The organism is Curtobacterium sp. MCLR17_051, assembly GCF_003234395.1.
In the GTDB taxonomy this organism is placed as follows: Bacteria; Actinomycetota; Actinomycetes; order Actinomycetales; family Microbacteriaceae; genus Curtobacterium; species Curtobacterium flaccumfaciens.
Map to the genome: position 1 here is coordinate 22,731 of NZ_QKTA01000020.1, position 17,529 is coordinate 40,259.

The 17,529-nt window shown below is 71.4% G+C and carries 13 protein-coding genes and 1 other RNA gene; 11 read left to right on the forward strand and 3 right to left on the reverse strand.

The window, feature by feature from the left end; genetic code table 11:
• Positions 1–64: 64 nt before the first annotated feature.
• The 5 genes from DEJ06_RS15080 (at position 65) to DEJ06_RS15100 (ending at position 4,597) form a co-directional block, all read left to right on the forward strand.
• Positions 65–1,048, forward strand: coding sequence for an AraC family transcriptional regulator (locus DEJ06_RS15080; RefSeq protein ID WP_111039860.1), 984 nt, complete (start codon positions 65–67; stop codon positions 1,046–1,048).
• A gap of 64 nt (positions 1,049–1,112) precedes the next feature.
• Positions 1,113–1,736, forward strand: coding sequence for an alpha/beta hydrolase (locus DEJ06_RS15085; RefSeq protein WP_111039861.1), 624 nt, complete (start codon positions 1,113–1,115; stop codon positions 1,734–1,736).
• 106 nt (positions 1,737–1,842) lie between these two features.
• Positions 1,843–2,895: a hypothetical protein gene (locus tag DEJ06_RS15090; protein ID WP_111039862.1), complete on the forward strand. Its 1,053-nt coding sequence runs from the start codon at positions 1,843–1,845 to the stop codon at positions 2,893–2,895.
• Positions 2,896–3,014: 119 nt separating this feature from the next.
• The gene (locus tag DEJ06_RS15095) at positions 3,015–3,860 is read left to right on the forward strand and encodes a Nif3-like dinuclear metal center hexameric protein (RefSeq protein ID WP_111039863.1); all 846 of its coding nucleotides are present in this window, start codon (positions 3,015–3,017) and stop codon (positions 3,858–3,860) included.
• A 2-nt stretch (positions 3,861–3,862) separates the two neighbouring features.
• Entirely contained in the window at positions 3,863–4,597 is a 735-nt protein-coding gene (locus DEJ06_RS15100; protein ID WP_027465445.1) for a zinc ribbon domain-containing protein, read from the forward strand.
• Positions 4,598–5,170: 573 nt separating this feature from the next.
• Here the strand turns inward: DEJ06_RS15100 and rnpB are convergent.
• The 3 genes from rnpB to map form a co-directional block, all read right to left on the reverse strand.
• Positions 5,171–5,531: RNase P RNA component class A (gene rnpB / locus DEJ06_RS15105), an RNA gene on the reverse strand.
• A gap of 156 nt (positions 5,532–5,687) precedes the next feature.
• Positions 5,688–6,437 (reverse strand): polyphosphate--glucose phosphotransferase, encoded by a 750-nt coding sequence (ppgK, locus tag DEJ06_RS15110; protein ID WP_027465446.1) that lies wholly within the window; start codon positions 6,435–6,437, stop codon positions 5,688–5,690.
• 41 nt (positions 6,438–6,478) lie between these two features.
• Positions 6,479–7,342 carry a type I methionyl aminopeptidase gene (map, locus tag DEJ06_RS15115; protein WP_071403965.1) on the reverse strand — a complete coding sequence of 288 codons (864 nt, stop codon included), beginning with the start codon at positions 7,340–7,342 and terminating at the stop codon, positions 6,479–6,481.
• Positions 7,343–7,507: 165 nt separating this feature from the next.
• Here map and DEJ06_RS15120 point away from each other — a divergent pair, with 165 nt between their 5' ends.
• The 6 genes from DEJ06_RS15120 to DEJ06_RS15145 all read left to right on the forward strand — a co-directional run bounded on the left by DEJ06_RS15120 (position 7,508) and on the right by DEJ06_RS15145 (position 17,294).
• On the forward strand, positions 7,508–7,687 hold the full coding sequence (locus DEJ06_RS15120; protein WP_111023013.1) for an SPOR domain-containing protein: 180 nt from the start codon (positions 7,508–7,510) through the stop codon (positions 7,685–7,687).
• 125 nt (positions 7,688–7,812) lie between these two features.
• The gene (glnA, locus tag DEJ06_RS15125; RefSeq protein WP_027465449.1) at positions 7,813–9,150 is read left to right on the forward strand and encodes a type I glutamate--ammonia ligase; all 1,338 of its coding nucleotides are present in this window, start codon (positions 7,813–7,815) and stop codon (positions 9,148–9,150) included.
• A 36-nt stretch (positions 9,151–9,186) separates the two neighbouring features.
• Positions 9,187–12,138: a bifunctional [glutamine synthetase] adenylyltransferase/[glutamine synthetase]-adenylyl-L-tyrosine phosphorylase gene (locus tag DEJ06_RS15130; RefSeq protein WP_111039864.1), complete on the forward strand. Its 2,952-nt coding sequence runs from the start codon at positions 9,187–9,189 to the stop codon at positions 12,136–12,138.
• Between the two features lie 548 nt (positions 12,139–12,686).
• Positions 12,687–14,273 carry a glycosyltransferase family 2 protein gene (locus tag DEJ06_RS15135; RefSeq protein ID WP_111039865.1) on the forward strand — a complete coding sequence of 529 codons (1,587 nt, stop codon included), beginning with the start codon at positions 12,687–12,689 and terminating at the stop codon, positions 14,271–14,273.
• The gene (locus DEJ06_RS15140) at positions 14,266–15,870 is read left to right on the forward strand and encodes a glycosyl hydrolase (protein ID WP_111039866.1); all 1,605 of its coding nucleotides are present in this window, start codon (positions 14,266–14,268) and stop codon (positions 15,868–15,870) included. Before DEJ06_RS15135 ends, DEJ06_RS15140 begins: the two co-directional genes overlap by 8 nt.
• Positions 15,867–17,294: a UDP-glucose/GDP-mannose dehydrogenase family protein gene (locus DEJ06_RS15145; RefSeq protein WP_111039867.1), complete on the forward strand. Its 1,428-nt coding sequence runs from the start codon at positions 15,867–15,869 to the stop codon at positions 17,292–17,294. The genes DEJ06_RS15140 and DEJ06_RS15145 overlap by 4 nt, the downstream gene beginning before the upstream one ends.
• Positions 17,295–17,529: the final 235 nt, after the last annotated feature.

Below are 17,529 nucleotides of genomic sequence, written 5' to 3' on the forward strand. Positions count from 1 at the left end.
CGTAAACCGCAATGACGGGTCGGCGATTGTCGCGTTTCCCGGATACCGTGTCACGATTCGCGCGATGACTGTCGAGCCTGATCCCCGGATCCGGTTCGAGACGTCCGGCGCCGGACTCGACGCGGCCGTGCAACTGTACGAAGAGGCCTACGAGAGCACGGGGTTCTCGGCGTCCCGGACCGATCGTCCGTTCGCGTACCGGTTCCAGGTCGTGGGCGACGGATCGATGACCTTCCGCTCCACCCGGTTCGACGGGCGGATGCAGGGCGAGGTCGAGGTCCCCGACGAGTACGTCGTGATGTGGACGTCGGACGGCGGTGGCCGCGTCGACGTCGGTCGCCAGGAGGTCGACTTCGCACCGGGGGCCCCGCGGGTGTTCCCGACGCGGCGTCCCTTCGTGTTCGACCTGCAGGACGTCCGCCAGAGCCTCGTGCAGTTCGACCGCACGTACCTGGAGGGCGTCGCCGCCGAGGTGCACGGCACCCGGCCCGGCCCCCTCGTGTTCGACCACACCGCAGCGCCCCGGCCCGAGGACCTCCGCGCCTGGAACGCCCGGGTGCAGCGCGCCGCGGCGATCGTGCTCGGCCCGGCACCGCTCACCGCACTGGCCCTCGCCGAGACCGTGCGGGAGACTGCGCTGGCGTTCCTCGACACGTTCCCGCACGAGACCATCGCCCCCGACGTCGCGCTGCCACAGGGTGCCACTGGTCGTGTGCGCGAGGCCGTGGAGTTCATGCACGCCTTCGCCCACACGCCCGTCACGACGACGGACGTCGCCGAGCACGTCGGCCTGAGCGTCCGGGGGCTGCAGCAGGCGTTCCAGCGGCAGGTCGGAACAGCGCCGAACGCGTTGCTGCGGGGGATCCGGCTGGACCGCGTGCACGAGGAACTCCGCCGCGCGTCGGCGGGCGACCTGACGGTGGCGAGCGTTGCCTTGCGCTGGGGCTTCGCGCACCTCGGCCGGTTCTCGGCGGCGTACGCGTCCCGCTTCGGGCAGTACCCGCGCGACACGCTGCAGCAGCCCCGGGGCGCGGTCCCGCAGCTCTGAGCCGGGCAGCGCACCGCGCGTCACACTCCGGAACGGTGCCTCGCTTCTTCGCTACGCTGCCCGGGTGAGCAGACCGCGACCGTGGGTGATCGTCCCCGGCATCTGGAACTCGGACCCGGACCACTGGCAGTCCGTCTGGGAGCGGGAGCAGCAGGACGAGCACGACCAGCGCGGCCAGCGCGGCCAGCACGACCAGCACCAGCAGCGCGCCGCCGTCCGCATCGCCCCCACCTCGTGGAGCGACCCGGACCCGGACGACTGGCACGCCGCGATCTCCACGGCCGTGGCCTCGTGCCCGGAGCCCCCGGTCCTCATCGCCCACAGCCTCGGCGTCCTGGCCGTCGCCGACTGGCTCGCCACCACGGCGGATGCTCCCGCGCTCGTCGCCGGTGCCTTCCTCGTCGCCCCACCCGACCCGCTCGGCGACACCTTCCCGGACGAGGCATCGGGCTTCGTGACGCCGCGCCCGGTGCCCTCGGCCCAGCGGGTCCCGACGCGCCTCGTCGTGAGCGACGACGACCCGTACTGCAGCGCGGACCGGGCGCTCGTGTTCGCCGACGCGATGGGCGCGGACGTCGTCCGCGTCGGTGCCCTCGGGCACGTGAACGTCGCGAGCGGCGTGGGGGACTGGCCCGCGGGCCGGGAACTGCTGCGGGCGTTCGAGGACGGCCTCCGCCCACCTCGGTGACGACGGGCGCGACACGCCGCTCAACTCCGCCGCGATATGGCAGGCGGTGCAGCGACACACCGCGGATGTCCCGCGTTTCGTCCCGCGCGATATTTATCCTTCGGACATGGAGACCCAGTCCGGCGCACGCACCCCGCTCGTGGACCCGTTCGGCCGCGAGCTCGAGGAGTGGCTCCGCGACGCACCGGCGACCCGTGCCCCGTACGTGCCGGACCTCGTCGTCCCGCCCGTCACCGGCCCCGTGCAGCGCCCCGGACACGCCGCGAGCAGCACCACCACCGCGGCCGCCGAAGCAACCGCCGACGCGACGACCGCCGACCAGTCGGCCGCCCCGGCACCCGTCGCCGCCCCCGCGTTCCGCCGCGACCGCGCCCGCCACGCCGCCGTCTGCGCCCCGTCGTTCCCGGAGCCGCCGGAGCGTCTGGCCCTGCGCATCGAGGACCTCGCGGTGGAGGTGTCGTCGTCCACGGGCCGCAGCAGCATCGAGCGCATCGTCCTGCTCGAGGACGAGGTCCGCCGCCGTGACGAGGACCTCGCTCGCCTCGCCGCGTGGGAGGCCACCGTCGCCGGCTCCGAGGACCCCGAGGTGACGGCCGCCCGCGCCTTCGCCCACACCGTCTTCGCCGACCTGCTCACCGACGCCGCCGCCGAGGCGGACCGCCGCGACCGTGCCGCAGCCCGCCGCGCAGCGACCGCGCCGGTGGCGCTCGCCACCCGGCCGGCTCCCGTGCCGACCCGCGCAGCACGGAGCGTCCCCGCAGCAGCGCAGGCCGCACCCACCGCGGAAGCCGCGCCGGTGGTGGAACTCGTCACCCCGGAACGCGACGAACCCGTCCGACCGGTGCTGGGCCTCCCGGCCGTGTCCCCGGTGTCCGCGGCCACGCGACCGACCCCGCTCGTCCTGCCCGCCACCGGGCCGACGGTCATCGACCGCGCGGCCTTCGCCGCAGCGCTCACCGCGCACCAGGGCGCCACCGCGAGCACGCCGGTCGTCCTGCCGGACGCCGTCGCCGCACCCGTCGTCCCGGCCCCCGTCGCGGACGCGACGGAAGCCGACACCGACACCGACACCGATACCGCCACCGCGGCAGCGCCGGCCCCGGCCGGCTGGTGGTCGCGACTCGTCGACCGCCTGCTCGGCCTGCTCGGTCGTCGCTGACGACCCGCGATCGCGGCGCCGTCGGCTGCACCGCTTCCGGCTGCACTGCCTGGAGGCCCGGATCACCCCACACGGACCGGCTACCCCGTCCGGGGCGGTCGCCTCGGTAGACTGACGGGATGCCGACGCTCCGCGAACTCCAGGCCGTGATCGAGGACCTGTGGCCCGCCGCCGGTGCCGAGTCGTGGGACGCCGTCGGGCTCGTCGCGGGCGACCCGGACGCCACCGTCGAGCACGTGCACCTCGCCGTCGACGCGGTCCCCGCCACCGCCCGTGAAGCCGTCGAACTCGGTGCGGGGCTCCTGCTCACGCACCACCCGCTGCTGCTCCGCGGGGTGACGACGATCGCCGAGTCGACCTACAAGGGCAGTGTCCTCGCGACGCTGGTGCGCGGCGGCAGTGCCCTGCTCGCGGCGCACACCAACGCCGACGTCGTGACGACCGGCACCTCGGCTGTCCTCGCCGACCGCCTCGGGCTGACCGCGCAGCGACCGCTCGACGCCGGAGCCGACCCCGACACGGGCATCGGTCGCGTCGGCGTGCTGCCCGAGGGCACGACCCTCGGCGCCCTCGCCCGGAAGCTCGTCGACCTGCTGCCGCCGACGGCCACCGGGGTCCGCGTCTCGGGTGACTTCGACCAGCCCGTCCGCACCGTGGCGCTCTGCGCGGGTGCCGGCGACTCGCTGCTCGGCCACCCCGCCGTGCTCGACGCCGACGTCTACATCACGAGCGACCTGCGGCACCACCCGGCCTCGGAGTTCCGCGAACAGGCGCTCCTCGGCGTCGGACCGGCGCTCATCGACACCTCGCACTGGGCCACCGAGTGGCTCTGGCTCGACGTCGCCGCGGAGCAGCTGCGCACCCGGGCCGGGGTCCGCGTCACCGTGAGCGACCTCCGCACCGACCCGTGGGACTTCGCCGTCCTGCCGGCAGCCGAACCCACCACCCCCACAGAAGGAGCCTGACCATGAAGGCAGCACCCGAGGACCAGGTCATCCTCCTCGACGTCCAGCGTCTCGACAACGACGTCACCCGCATCGCGCACCGCATCACGTCGTTGCAGAAGGGCGACCAGCTGACCGAGCTGAGCAAGCAGGCCGCGGCGCTCCGGAGCGAACTCGTCGCCGCCACCGGCGAGGTCGAGGACGCCGAGCGCGACCTCGCCCGCCTGGAGTCCGACACCGCGGTCGCGCAGGCCCGTGTCGAACGCGACACCACGATGCTGCAGAACGTCGCGAACGCGAAGGACGCCGCCGGACTGCAGAGCGAGCTCGACTCGCTGCAGCGGCGCATCGGCGGCCTCGAGACCGCCGAGCTCGAGATCATGGAGAACCTCGACGGCCTCCGCGCCCGCGTCGGTGACATCGAGGCGAAGCTCGCCGACGTCGAGGCCGCCCGCGGTGGTCTGGTCGCCGAGCGCGACGCCGAGATCGCCCGGCTCACGGCCGACCGCGAGTCCGCCGAGCAGGCCCGCGCCGACGTCGCCGCCAAGGTGCCGGCCGAGCTGCTCGCCCTGTACGACCGGCAGCGTGCGCGCTACGGCTTCGGCGCCTCGCTGCTGCAGGGCGGCGTGTCGACGGCCTCGGGCGTGGCGCTCAACAACTCCGACCTGCAGACCATCCGCCGGGCTGCGCCTGACGACGTGGTGCTGTGCCCCGACAGCGACGCGATCCTGGTGCGGACGGCCGAGTCCGGGCTGTAGACGCGAGCGACGTCCGTGGCGGAGGCGCGGTGCCAGCTGGCACCGCGCCTCCTGTCCGTTCGTGGGCTGGTCGCAACGCGTCGGGTGCGTGCCGCCGAGCGGCCACGAACTGTCGGCTGCGGCCCTGCCGGCCGACGGTTGGTGACCGCTCGGCGACCCTGAGCGGGGAGTCGTGACCGTGCGCGCCGCCTGACGGGAGGCCCGTGGCGGCGCCGCACCGCGCCTCCCGTCCGTCGTGGGCTGGTCGCAACGCGTCGCTCGCCGGGCGCCGAAAGGTCACGAACCGTCGGCTGCGGCCCTGCCGGCCGACAGTTGGTGACCACTCGGCGACCCTGAGCGGGGAGTCGTGACCGTGCGTGCCGCCTGACGGGAGGCTCGTGGCGGCGCCGCACCGCGCCTCCCGTCCGTCGTGGGCTGGTCGCAACGCGTCGGGCGCGTGCCGCCGAGCGGCCACGAACTGTCGGCTGCGGCCGTGCCGGCCGACACTTTGTGACCACTCGGCGAACCTGAGCGGGGAGTCGTGACCGCGCGCGACGTCCGCGCGACGCGGGCCAACGCGGCACGGAGAAGGGGCGAATGGGCCGGCCGTACGCCGGGTTCTGTCCCGCCGCTTGCACGGCGGTGACGGCCATCTCTCTCGGACCGACGTTGCCGTCGGCCTCCAGCGGTCTACCCGAGGACTCGGCGAGCAGCCTCAACGTCCTCTGTCTGACCTTGCTCCGGGCGAGGTTTACCGAGCGGATCCGGTCACCCGGACCCCTGGTGGTCTCTTACACCACCGTTTCACCCTTACCGACGTTGCCGCCGGCGGTCTGCTTTCTGTGGCACTGTCTCGCGGATTGCTCCGGGTGGGTGTTACCCACCGCCCTGCTCTGTGGAGCCCGGACGTTCCTCGGCGCTCCCGGGGGAGCGACGCGACCGTCTCGCCGACCCATTCGCTGGAGCGAGTCTACCCGGCTCCGCGGTGCCCGATGCGAGGGGAGCCCCACGCACACGGGTACCTGATGAGAACGGGCGTACCTGGTCGGAAGTTCCGACCAGGTACGCCCGATTCGACCAGGTACGCCCGCGACCAGGCACAGGACCAGCGCTAGACGCTGCGCGCCGCCAGGGTCGCGGCGCCGATGATGCCGGCGTTGTTGCGGAGCGTCGCGGGGATGATGTCCGCCTGCAGGTCGAGCAGCGGGAGGAACTCCTCGTACTGCTTCGAGACCCCGCCGCCGACGACGAAGAGCTCGGGGGAGAGCAGGGCCTCGAGCGTCGAGTAGTACTTCTGCAGGCGCTTCGCCCAGTGCTTCCACGACAGGTCGTCGCGCTCCTTTGCGGCGAACGAGGCGCGCGACTCGGCGTCGTGTCCCTCGATCTCCAGGTGCCCGAGCTCCGAGTTGACGATGAGCACGCCGTCGTTGATGAGCGCGGTGCCGATGCCGGTGCCGAGCGTCGTCACGATGACCAGGCCGTCCTTGCCCTTGGCCGCACCGAACTGCTGCTCGGCGAACCCGGCGGCGTCGGCGTCGTTGACGAAGTGGATGGAGCGGCCGAGTTCCTTCTCGAACAGCGCCTCGGCCTCGAAGCCGATCCACTTCTTCGACACGTTCGCGGCGGACATCGTCTTGCCGTCCCGCACGATCGCCGGGAAGCAGACGCCCACGGGGACGTCGTCACCGGGGGCGAGCTCGCCGATGATCTCCTTGACCACCGCCGTGATGTCCTGGGGCTTCCCGCCCTCGGGCGTGGCCTTCTTGATGCGGTCCGTGGTGAGGGCGCCGGACGCGACGTCGACGATCGCGCCCTTGATGCCCGTACCACCGATGTCGACGCCGACTGCGAGGGAGGTCATGAGGTTGTCGTGCCTTTCGGTTGCCTGCCGGAGGTGTCCGGTCAGGAGACGGTGAGGAGCTCCGCGCCGCGTTCGGTGACGACGAGGGTGTGCTCGAACTGCGCGGTCCACGACTTGTCACGGGTCGAGACCGTCCAGTCGTCGGACCAGATGTCGGCCTCGATGCCGCCGAGCGTGAGCATGGGTTCGATGGTGAACACCATGCCGGGTTCGATCACCGTGTCGTACTGCGGTGCGTCGTAGTGGGGGATGATCAGGCCGGAGTGGAACGCCCGACCGACGCCGTGTCCGGTGTAGTCGCGGACGACGCCGTAGCCGAAGCGCTTCGCGTACGCCTCGATCGCGCGGCCGATCACGTTGACCTGCCGGCCCGGGGCGACGGCCTTGATCCCACGACGCAGTGCCTCTTCGGTGCGGGTCACGAGGTCCGACACCTCGGGCGCGGCCTGCCCGACGACGAACGTGCGGTTCGTGTCGCCGTGCATGCCGTCCTTGTAGGCGGTGATGTCGATGTTGACGAGGTCGCCCTCCTGCAGGACGGTGTCGTCAGGGATGCCGTGGCAGATGACCTCGTTGAGGCTCGAGCAGAGCGACTTCGGGTAGCCGCGGTACCCGAGCGTGGAGGGGTAGGCACCGTGCGCGACGACGAACTCGTGCCCGATCCGGTCCAGCTCGTCCGTGGTCACACCGGGGCGGATGGCTTCGCCGACGGCGTCGATGGCCTGCGACGCGATGCGTCCGGCGACCCGGATGCGCTCGACCTCGTCCGGTGTGTAAGTGTCACCGAGACCGTGCTCGTGGGGCTCGACCTTCCCGACGTACTCCGGACGCTCGATGTCCTTCGGGACGGCGCGGTGCGGGGAGATGCGGCCGGCGGTCAGGTGTCCGTGTTCGTCCCGGGGCATGCGGACCACTCTAGCCGCGGCGCGACGCGCCGAACGCAACCGCCCCAGGGCGCAGCCCGACGCGCCGAGCGCAACCGCCCCGGGGTGCGGCCCGACGTGGTGGACGTGACTGCCTGGAGGCCCGGCACCGGGCCTCCAGACGGTTGCGTGGGTACGGTGGGCGGCATGAGCGAAGAACGCATCGAGTCCCAGTGGTGGTTCAACGACAAGACCGGCCAGGTCGAGCAGGGCCCGCAGTCCCCGCAGCGCGACCGGATCGGCCCGTTCGCGACGCGCGAGGAGGCGCAGCACGCGCTCGACCGCATCGCCGCGAACAACGAGAAGTGGGACGCCGAGGACCGCTGAGCTCCGCGGCCGGCGCCCCGCCGGCGCCCCGGTGACGGCGCGTCGCACGGCCCCGCGCACACCGCCGGACCACTAGCCTGGGACGAGGCCCGCCAGCGGCCACCCGATACACGGAAAGGTCGTGCATGGACAAGCAGACGGACTTCGTGCTCCGCACCATCGAGGAGCGCGGCATCAAGTTCATCCGACTCTGGTTCACGGACGTCATCGGGACGCTGAAGTCGGTGGCGATCGCCCCGGCCGAGGTCGAGGGCGCGTTCGCCGAGGGCATCGGGTTCGACGGCTCCGCGATCGAGGGCCTCACCCGTTCGTACGAGGCCGACGTCCTGGCACACCCGGACCCCTCGACCTTCCAGATCCTGCCGTGGCGCGGCGAGATCGACCCCACCGCGCGGATGTTCTGCGACATCACGACGCCGGACGGGCAGCCCGCCGTGGCCGACCCCCGCAACGTGCTGAAGCGCACCCTGGCGCGGGCGAGCGACCGAGGGTTCACGTTCTACACGCACCCCGAGATCGAGTTCTACCTGCTGAAGAGCCGCGAGTGGAAGGACGGCGGCCCGCAGCCCGTCGACCAGGCCGGCTACTTCGACAACGTCCCCGGCGGCAGCGCGCACGACTTCCGCCGCCGGTCGGTCCGGATGCTCGAGGATCTCGGCATCTCGGTCGAGTTCTCGCACCACGAGGCCGGCCCCGGGCAGAACGAGATCGACCTCCGCTACGCCGACGCACTGACGATGGCGGACAACATCATGACCTTCCGCACGGTGGTGAAGGAAGTCGCGATCGAGCAGGGCGTCTACGCGACGTTCATGCCGAAGCCGATCTCCGGCCAGCCCGGTTCCGGCATGCACACCCACGTCTCGCTGTTCGAGGGTGACCAGAACGCCTTCTACGAGGCCGGTGGCCAGTACCAGCTGTCGCAGACGGCCAAGCACTTCATCGCCGGGGTGCTCAAGCACGCGCCGGAGATCACCGCGGTGACGAACCAGTTCGTCAACTCGTACAAGCGCCTCTGGGGCGGCGACGAGGCCCCGTCCTTCGTGACCTGGGGCCACAACAACCGCTCGGCCCTGGTGCGCGTGCCGCTCTACAAGCCGAACAAGGGCCAGTCCTCGCGCATCGAGTACCGCGGCATCGACTCGGCGGCGAACCCGTACCTGGCGTACTCGCTGCTGCTCGCCGCCGGCCTCAAGGGCATCGAGGAAGAGTACGAGCTCCCCGCCGAGGCCGAGGACAACGTCTGGAGCCTCAGCGACTCGGAGCGTCGGGCCCTGGGCTACAGCCAGCTGCCCGCGAGCCTCGACCACGCCCTGAGCCTCATGGAGGACTCCGAGCTGGTGGCCGAGACCCTCGGCGAGCAGGTGTTCAACTTCGTGCTGCTCAACAAGCGGCAGGAGTGGAAGCGCTACCGCGACCAGGTCACCCCGTTCGAGCTCGACACCAACCTCGGCGCGCTCTAGAACCGAGCGCCCTGACCCCTCGGGAGCACGTTCCACATGACCGGTCGGACGACGACGTCACGTTCGGAGCTGGCCCGTCTGGGGTTCGCGGAGCTGTCGGAGAGCCTCGAGCGGGCTGCCGACCTGGAGGCCCGGTTCGGCCCCGACGTGCCGCTGCCGGTCGCCGGGTCTGCCGCGCTCTGGGGTGGCACCGCCGATCCGGACGGCGCCCTGCGGATGCTCGAGCGGCTGCTCGAGCGCGCGCCGGACGAGCTCCGCCCCGTCCTGACGGACGACGCGGCGACCGAGCGCCTGATCCGCCTGCTCGGCGCCTCGATCGGGCTCGGGGAGTTCCTGCACCGCCGCCCGGCCGAGCTGGCACTGCTGCTCGAACCGGTCGGCGAACCGTGGTCGCAGGAGCGGTACACGGCGTCGCTGACCGAGGCCGTCGACGGTGCCACGGGTGAGGACGCCCGGATGCGCCTGCGGGTGCGCTACCGCCGGCACCTCGCCCAGATCGCCCTGTTCGACGTGCTGCACGCCGTGCCGACCGATGCCTTCCCGGCCGTCGCGGCGGGGCTCGCCGACCTGGCGGGCGCCACCCTCGACGCCGCGGTCGACATCGCCCGACGAGAGGTCCCGTTCCCCGCGGCCGACGTCGCGGCGACCCCGCTCGCGGTGATCGCGATGGGCAAGGCCGGTGCGCGCGAGCTCAACTACGTCAGCGACGTCGACGTCATCTTCGTCACGGAGCCCACCGACGACGTCTCCACCGACCGGGCCGTGCTCGTCTCCACCCGCATCGCGATCGCCGCCATGCACGCGATCACGGACCTCGCCGCCGAACCCGCCCTGTGGGAGGTCGATGCGAACCTCCGGCCCGAGGGCAAGGACGGCGCACTCGTCCGCACCCTCGACTCGCACGTGGCGTACTACGAGCGCTGGGCGAAGGGGTGGGAGTTCCAGGCGTTGCTCAAGGCCCGCCCGATCGCCGGGTCCGCCGACCTGGGTGCCCGGTACGCCGAGGCCGTCGCGTCGTTCGTGTGGAACTCCTCCACCCGGCCGGGGTTCGTCGAGTCGGTGCAGCGCATGCGCGAGCGGGTGACCGAGCACATCCCCGACGCCGACGTCGACCGGCAGCTCAAGCTCGGCCCCGGCGGCCTGCGGGACGTCGAGTTCACCGTGCAGCTCCTGCAGCTCGTGCACGGCCGTGACGACCCGTCCGTGCGGGTCCGGTCGACGCTCGAGGCGATGGACGCCCTGACCGACGCCGGGTACGTCGGCCGTGCCGAGGCCGCTCGGTTCGGCCCGGACTACGCGCTGCTCCGGGTGCTCGAACACCGCATCCAGCTCCGGCGCCTGCAGCGGACGCACCTCATGCCCTCCGACGAAGAGGAGCTGCGGGTGCTCGCCCGGTCGAGCGGCGTCGCGGCGTCGGCGCCGGCGCTCGATGCCCGCTGGCGCGCCGTGAAGCTCGAGGTCCGCGGGCTGCACGAGCGCCTGTTCTACCGGCCGCTGCTGTCCGCGGTGGCTTCGACCGAGGACGAGATCGTCCTGACCAACGACCAGGTCGTCGACCGGCTCGCCGGTGTCGGGTTCGTCGACCCCGCCGGAGCCGTCGGCCACATCCGCGCCCTCACGCAGGGCACGAGCCGGCGCGCGGCGATCCAGCGGAACCTGCTCCCGGTGCTCCTGCGCTGGATGGCCGAGGGGCCGGCGCCGGACCGTGCGCTGCTGGCCTTCCGGCGGTTGAGCGACGGGCTGGGGGAGTCGAGCTGGTTCCTCCGCATGCTGCGCGACTCGTCCGGCGCCGCACACTCGCTCACCACCGTGCTGTCCGAGTCGGCGTTCCTGTCCGGGCTGCTCGAGCGGTTCCCCGAGGCGGTCGCCTGGCTCGACGAACCCGAGGCGCTCCTGCGTCCGCGGCCGATCGACTCCCTGCTCGCCGAGATGACCGCGACCACCGCCCGGCACGGCAACGACGTCGACGGCTCCGCGGCGCTGCTCCGGTCGGCTCGACGTCGGGAGACCCTGCGGCTCGGCATGGCCGCCGTGCTCGGCTCCCTCGACGTCGACGGCCTGGGCCCGGCGCTGAGCGACGTCACCGAGGCCACCCTGGCCGGCGCCCTCGCGCTCGCCCGCCGGGACGCCCCCGAGGGCTTCGAGTTCGGCATCATCGCGATGGGCCGGTACGGCGGGCGGGAGCTCGGCTTCGGGTCGGACGCCGACGTGCTGTACGTGTACCGAGCCCCCGACCTGGCGCCCGAGGTCGCGTCCCGGACCGCCCAGACCATCGTGCGCGAGCTCAACCGCCTGACCGAGGACACCATCCACCCGCTCGACCTCGACATCGACCTGCGCCCCGAGGGCAAGAACGGTCCCGTCGTGCGGACGCTCGAGTCCTACGGCGCCTACTACGCCCGCTGGTCGCTCACGTGGGAGGCGCAGGCGCTCCTCCGCGCCCGCGGGGCCGTCGGCGACGCACAGCTCCTGCGTGACTTCGAGCACCTCGCCGACCGCACCCGGTACCCGGAGCGGATCGACGACCACCAGGTGCGTGAGGTCCGCCGCATCAAGGCCCGCGTCGAGTCGGAGCGGCTGCCCCGCGGCGCGGACCCGGCCCGGCACCTCAAGCTCGGCCGCGGGTCACTCAGCGACGTCGAGTGGTTCGTGCAGCTCCTGCAGCTGCAGCACGCGCTCGAGATCCCGTCGCTCCGCACCACGTCGACGCTCGAGGCGCTCGACGCCGCGGTCGACGCCGGACTGGTCGGCGCCGAGGACGGCGAGCGGCTCGGGGCCGCCTGGCGCTTCGCGTCGCGCACCCGCAGCGCCCTCGTGCTGTGGTCGGGGAAGACCACCGACGTGCTGCCCGTCGACCGCGTCCAGCTCGAGGGTGTCGCACGGCTGATGGAGTACCCGCCGGGCTCCGCGAGCCGCCTCGAGGACGACTACCTGGGCGTCACGCGGCGCGCCCGACAGGTGTTCGAGCGCGAGTTCTACGGCGCCTGACCCGCCCGCGACGCAGCGCCTGAACGGCCGCCGACGCAGCGCCGAGCACCTCGCGACACGCCCGAGCGTCCGCGGACGGACCCGACCTGAGCAGCCATCGAAGGTTAATTCTCCGTGTCGCACGACGTCCCCCGACGGCACCCTCTTCGTACCCCTGTTCGAAACGGAGTCCGGCTCGTTACCGGGCCGTGACCGAACTCCCACCGGACCGCCAGGGGACCTTTTCCGACGTCCCCCGACACGCCGCGTGACCACCTGCTGACCTGGGCTTTCCGTCGGACCCGACCCGTGCCTCCAGGCCGCACCTGTCGCCCATCAGGGCGACACTGCGTCGAGGCGTGGTCCGCAGGAGTGCTGTCAGCACCACGGGGGACCGCTCCGACCGGCCGAGAGGGGGACCGGTGTGTACCCCGTAACGCGCCCGTAACGCCCCCGGACGGGGGCCGCGTTGCGCGCGCGTTCAGGTTCTGCATCAATTGCATCACCCGAACCGGCCCTGATTCCCCGATGAAGCGGAATCTCCACCTCGAACGTTGAAGCAGGGATCAGTGTTCACCTTCATTCTGCAGATCAGGCAGATGGTCGAAGGCCACCCCGAGTTCTACCTGTTCGCCGTGTACTCCGCGGTGATCTGGTTGCTCTGGTTGCTCAAGGTCGTCATCTCCGCCCGCTACCGCCCCTTCACCGGCACCTTCGTCGGTACCACCAGCGTCGTCGTCCCCGTCGTGGACGAACCGCTCGACCTCTTCCGTGACGTCATCGGCCGCATGGTCGAGCAGCAGCCCGGCGAGATCATCGTCGTCATCAACGGTGCCCGCAACGAGGCGCTCGAGGAGGTCTGCGACGAGTTCGCCCCGCTCGTCCGCTGGACCCACACGCCCATCCCGGGCAAGCGCAACGCCGTCAAGGTCGGCACCGAGATGTCCAACGGCGACATCACCGTGCTCGTCGACTCCGACACCGTCTGGACCCCCGGCGCGCTCGAGGAACTCCTCAAGCCGTTCGCCGACGAGTCCGTCGGTGGCGTGACGACCCGGCAGCGCATCCTCGAACCGGAGCGCAGCTGGATCACCCGCTGGGCCGACTGGCTCGAGAACTCGCGGGCGCTCTACTCGATGCCGGCACAGAGTGTCCTCGGGCAGATCGGCTGCCTGCCCGGGCGCACCATCGCGTTCCGCCGGAGCATCCTCATGCGGGTCATGGACCGGTTCATGCACGAGAAGTTCATGGGCGTGTTCCTCGAGGTCTCGGACGACCGGACACTGACGAACCTCACGCTCAAGGAGGGGTACCGGACCGTCTACCAGTACACGTCGCTGGTCTACACGGACGCCCCGCTGCAGGTGAAGAAGCTGTTCAAGCAGCAGCTCCGCTGGGCCCGCGGCTCGCAGTACAACACGCTGCGGATGCTGCCGTGGATGCTCGGCCACGCACCGGTCCTCGCGGCGTTCTTCATCACCGACATCATCCTGCCGTTCATGCTCTTCGGCGTGATCGCCGGCTGGATCTACCGTGCCTTCACCGGCCAGGGCGAGAACCTGTACCAGGGCATCCTGTCGCAGTACGGCTTCTCGACCGGGTTCGTCTACGTCGCGGCGCTCATGGTGATCTCGAGCGTGCTGAGCATGGCGATCCGCCAGATGCGGCACCTGTCCGAGAAGCCGAGCGACTTCTTCCGCCTGCCGATGTTCATCATCGTGTCGACGTTCTTCCTGATGCCGATCCGGCTCATCGGCTTCTTCCGCCTGGCGCACGCGTCCGGCTGGGGGACCCGGGCCGGTGCCTACGCCGGTGGTCCGATGCAGGAGGACCCGGCGGACGCCGTCCAGCCGCTGTCCTCCGCGGCGCAGGTCCCGGTCAGCCCGATCGACGCCGAACGTGCCCGGTCGGCCGGGGTCGACCAGGTGGCCGTGGACCGTGCGTTCGACGAGCTCTTCGGCGCCGACGCGGCGACCAACTCCACCACCACCGTGCTCGCCACCCGCCGCGAGGCCGCAGCAGCGGTCGCGCAGCAGGAGGCCCAGCGAGCAGCCGCGCCGGCCCCCGCCCGAGCCCGCCGGTACAACCCGTACGCAGCGATCCCGTACGTGATCGGCATCGCGATCTTCGCCCTGGAGGCGTTCCTCATTGTCTGACTTCATCCGTTCCTCGAGTGCTTGGTGGGCGCAGTCCAGCAAGCACGCCCGCCGGACGGCCATCGGCACGACGGCCATCGTGCTGGCGCTCGGCCTCATCACCTGGTCGGTGTGGATCTCGCCCTCCGGCCCCGTCTCGACCGCCGTGCACCAGGCTCTGGGCGTCGAGGCGCCGAAGGCCAAGAAGGTGTCCGCCGCCGAGCTGCAGACGCAGCTCGACGCCGCCCAGGAGCGCATCTGGTCGCTCGAGGGCAAGCTCGACTCCCGCACGGCCCAGGCCGGGTCGCGGGGCGACCAGATCTCGGAACTCAAGGCGCAGATCGCGTCGCTGCAGTCCCAGCTCGGTGCCGCGAAGGACTCGGGAGGCTCGTCCAACGTCAACGCCGCGGGTTCCGGCAGCGGTGGCTCGGGTTCCGGCGGGTCCGGTGCCGGTTCGGCCGGTGCGTCCGGGTCCGGCTCGGGCTCGTCCGACAACGGGTCCGGCAGCGGCTCCGGTTCCGGCAATGGCTCCGGGTCCGGCAACGGCTCCGGGTCCGGCTCTGGTTCCGGCAACGGTGGCGGCTCGAAGCCGAACCCCGGTCCCTCGACCGACCCGGGTGCCACCCCGGTCGTCACGCCGACCAAGGCCGAGATCCTCGGCCAGCAGTCGCGCTGGTACGGCCTGTACACCGCGCAGTCCCCGTTCAACTGGGCCGAGTACGACGAGGTCTCCCGTCAGGTCGGCACCGCGTCGAACATGACCGGCTTCTTCCAGGGCTTCGACCAGGAGTTCAATGCCCCCGCGGTGCAGCGCTCCTGGGCCAACGGCCGTGTCCCGCTCATGACGTGGGAGACCGTGCCGGCGCAGACCGGCAACGACCAGAAGTACGTCCCCGGGTACACCAACGAGGACATCTCCGGTGGATCGTTCGACGCCTACCTGACGAAGTACGCCAAGGCGCTGGCGGCCAACGGGCAGCCGATGGTCATCCGTCTCGACCACGAGATGAACGGCTCCTGGTACAACTGGTCCGAGGGTGACGACCAGAAGAACCCGGCCGGTTCCTACGTGAAGATGTGGCAGCACGTGCACGACGTCTTCCAGGCGAACGGTGCGAACAAGTACGTCATCTGGGACTGGTCCCCGAGCCGCATCGACAAGCTCGGCAACCCGAAGTACCAGACGCTCGACTACATGCAGCAGTACTACCCGGGTGCGGACTACGTGGACTGGGTCGGCATGAGCGGCTACTACCGCGACGCCACCGAGCAGCCGACGTTCGGCACGACCTTCGGAGCGACGCTCACGCAGCTCCGCCAGATCGCGCCGGGCAAGGGCATCATGCTCAACGAGATCGGGGCGACCGAGACCGGCACGAGTGTCGCGAACCCGCAGAAGACGCAGTGGATCAACTCGCTCTTCGATGCGCTGGCGGACCCCGCCAACAAGGACATCGTCGGCTTCGCGTACTTCAGCGAGACCGCGACCACCATCATCGACGGCAAGCGCACCACGAACGACTGGCGTCTCAACTCCCGCGCCGATTCCCTCAAGGCCTTCGCCGAGGGCATCAAGCGCAACGACATCGACTACGACCTGCAGGAGGTCACGCAATGAGCGAGTCCAAGAAGTCGACCGCATCGGCCGACACCCGCCCCGCACCCGTCATCAGCGTCATCGGCACCGGCTACCTCGGCGCCACCCACGCAGCCGCCATGGCCGAGATGGGCTTCGAGACCATCGGTGTCGACATCGACCCGTCGAAGCTCGCCGCACTGTCCGCCGGTGAGGTCCCGTTCTTCGAGCCCGGGCTGCCGGAGCTCATCACGAAGCACGTCGCCAGCGGCAAGCTCCGCTTCACCTCCGACATCGCCTCGGCCGTCGCCGCTGCGGACGTCCACTTCGTGTGCGTCGGCACCCCGCAGAAGGCCGGGTCGCACGCCGCGAACCTGGCCTACGTCGAGAGCGCCACCCGTGGCGTCGCCGAGAACCTCACCCACCCGGGCCTCATCGTCGGCAAGTCGACGGTCCCGGTCGGCACCGCCTCGCGACTCCGCGGCATCGTCCGCGAGTTCACGCCCGCCGGGATCGACGCCGAGCTCATCTGGAACCCCGAGTTCCTGCGTGAGGGCAAGGCCGTCGAGGACACCCTGCACCCGGACCGTCTGGTCTGGGGCGGAGCCTCCGAGGCCGCCGACGCCGTGATCCGTGAGGTCTACGCCGCACCGATCGGCGAGGGCACCCCGGTCATCACCACCGACCTCGCCACCGCGGAGCTCGTCAAGGTGAGCGCCAACGCGTTCCTCGCCACGAAGATCTCGTTCATCAACGCGATCTCCGAGATGTGCGCCATCACCGGCGCCGACGTCTCCACGCTCGCCGACGCCCTCGGCCACGACGCCCGCATCGGCCGGAAGTTCCTGAACGCCGGCCTCGGCTTCGGCGGCGGCTGCCTGCCGAAGGACATCCGGGCGCTCATGTACCGCGCGAACGAGATCGGCGCGGGCCAGGTCGTCGGCCTCATGCAGCAGGTCGACGAGATCAACATGGGGCAGCGCCAGCGGGTCATCGACATGGCGATCGACTCGGCCGGGGGATCGGTGCTCAACCGTCGCGTGGCCGTCATCGGTGCCGCGTTCAAGCCCCTGACCGACGACGTCCGGGACTCCCCGGCGCTCAACGTCGCCGCCGCGCTGCACCTCCGCGGCGCCCAGGTGACGCTCTGGGACCCCGAGGCGATGGAGCCCGCGAAGCGCTCGTTCCCGACGCTGAGCTACGCCGCCTCGATGACGGACGCGATCGAGGGCGCCGACGTCGTCCTCGTGCTCACCGAGTGGGACGACATCATCACCGCCGACCCGGTCGCCCTCGGCGACCTCGTCGGGCGCCGCGTCGTCATCGACGCGCGCAACTGCCTCCCGGTCCTCGACTGGGTGAAAGCGGGGTGGACCGTCCGTTCCCTGGGACGTCCCACGCCGGTCACGGGTGCACCCGTGAGCGTCGCAGCGGGGACGAACGACGCGTTGGCCACGAGCCGCTAGTCACCGTTCGCGAGACGGGGTCCGTGCCGGGCGGCGCGGGCCCCGTTCCCGTGCGCCCGGGGCTTGGTCTGTCCGGGCGTCCCTGGTCGAATCGGGCGTACCTGGTCGAATCGGGCGTACCGGGTCGAATCGGGCGTACCTGGTCGGAAGTTCTGACTAGGTACGCCCGATTCCGCTTTCCAGTCCGGCTGCTATGGGAAGGAACGTGCGCCGCGACCGCCTGGAGGCCCGACAC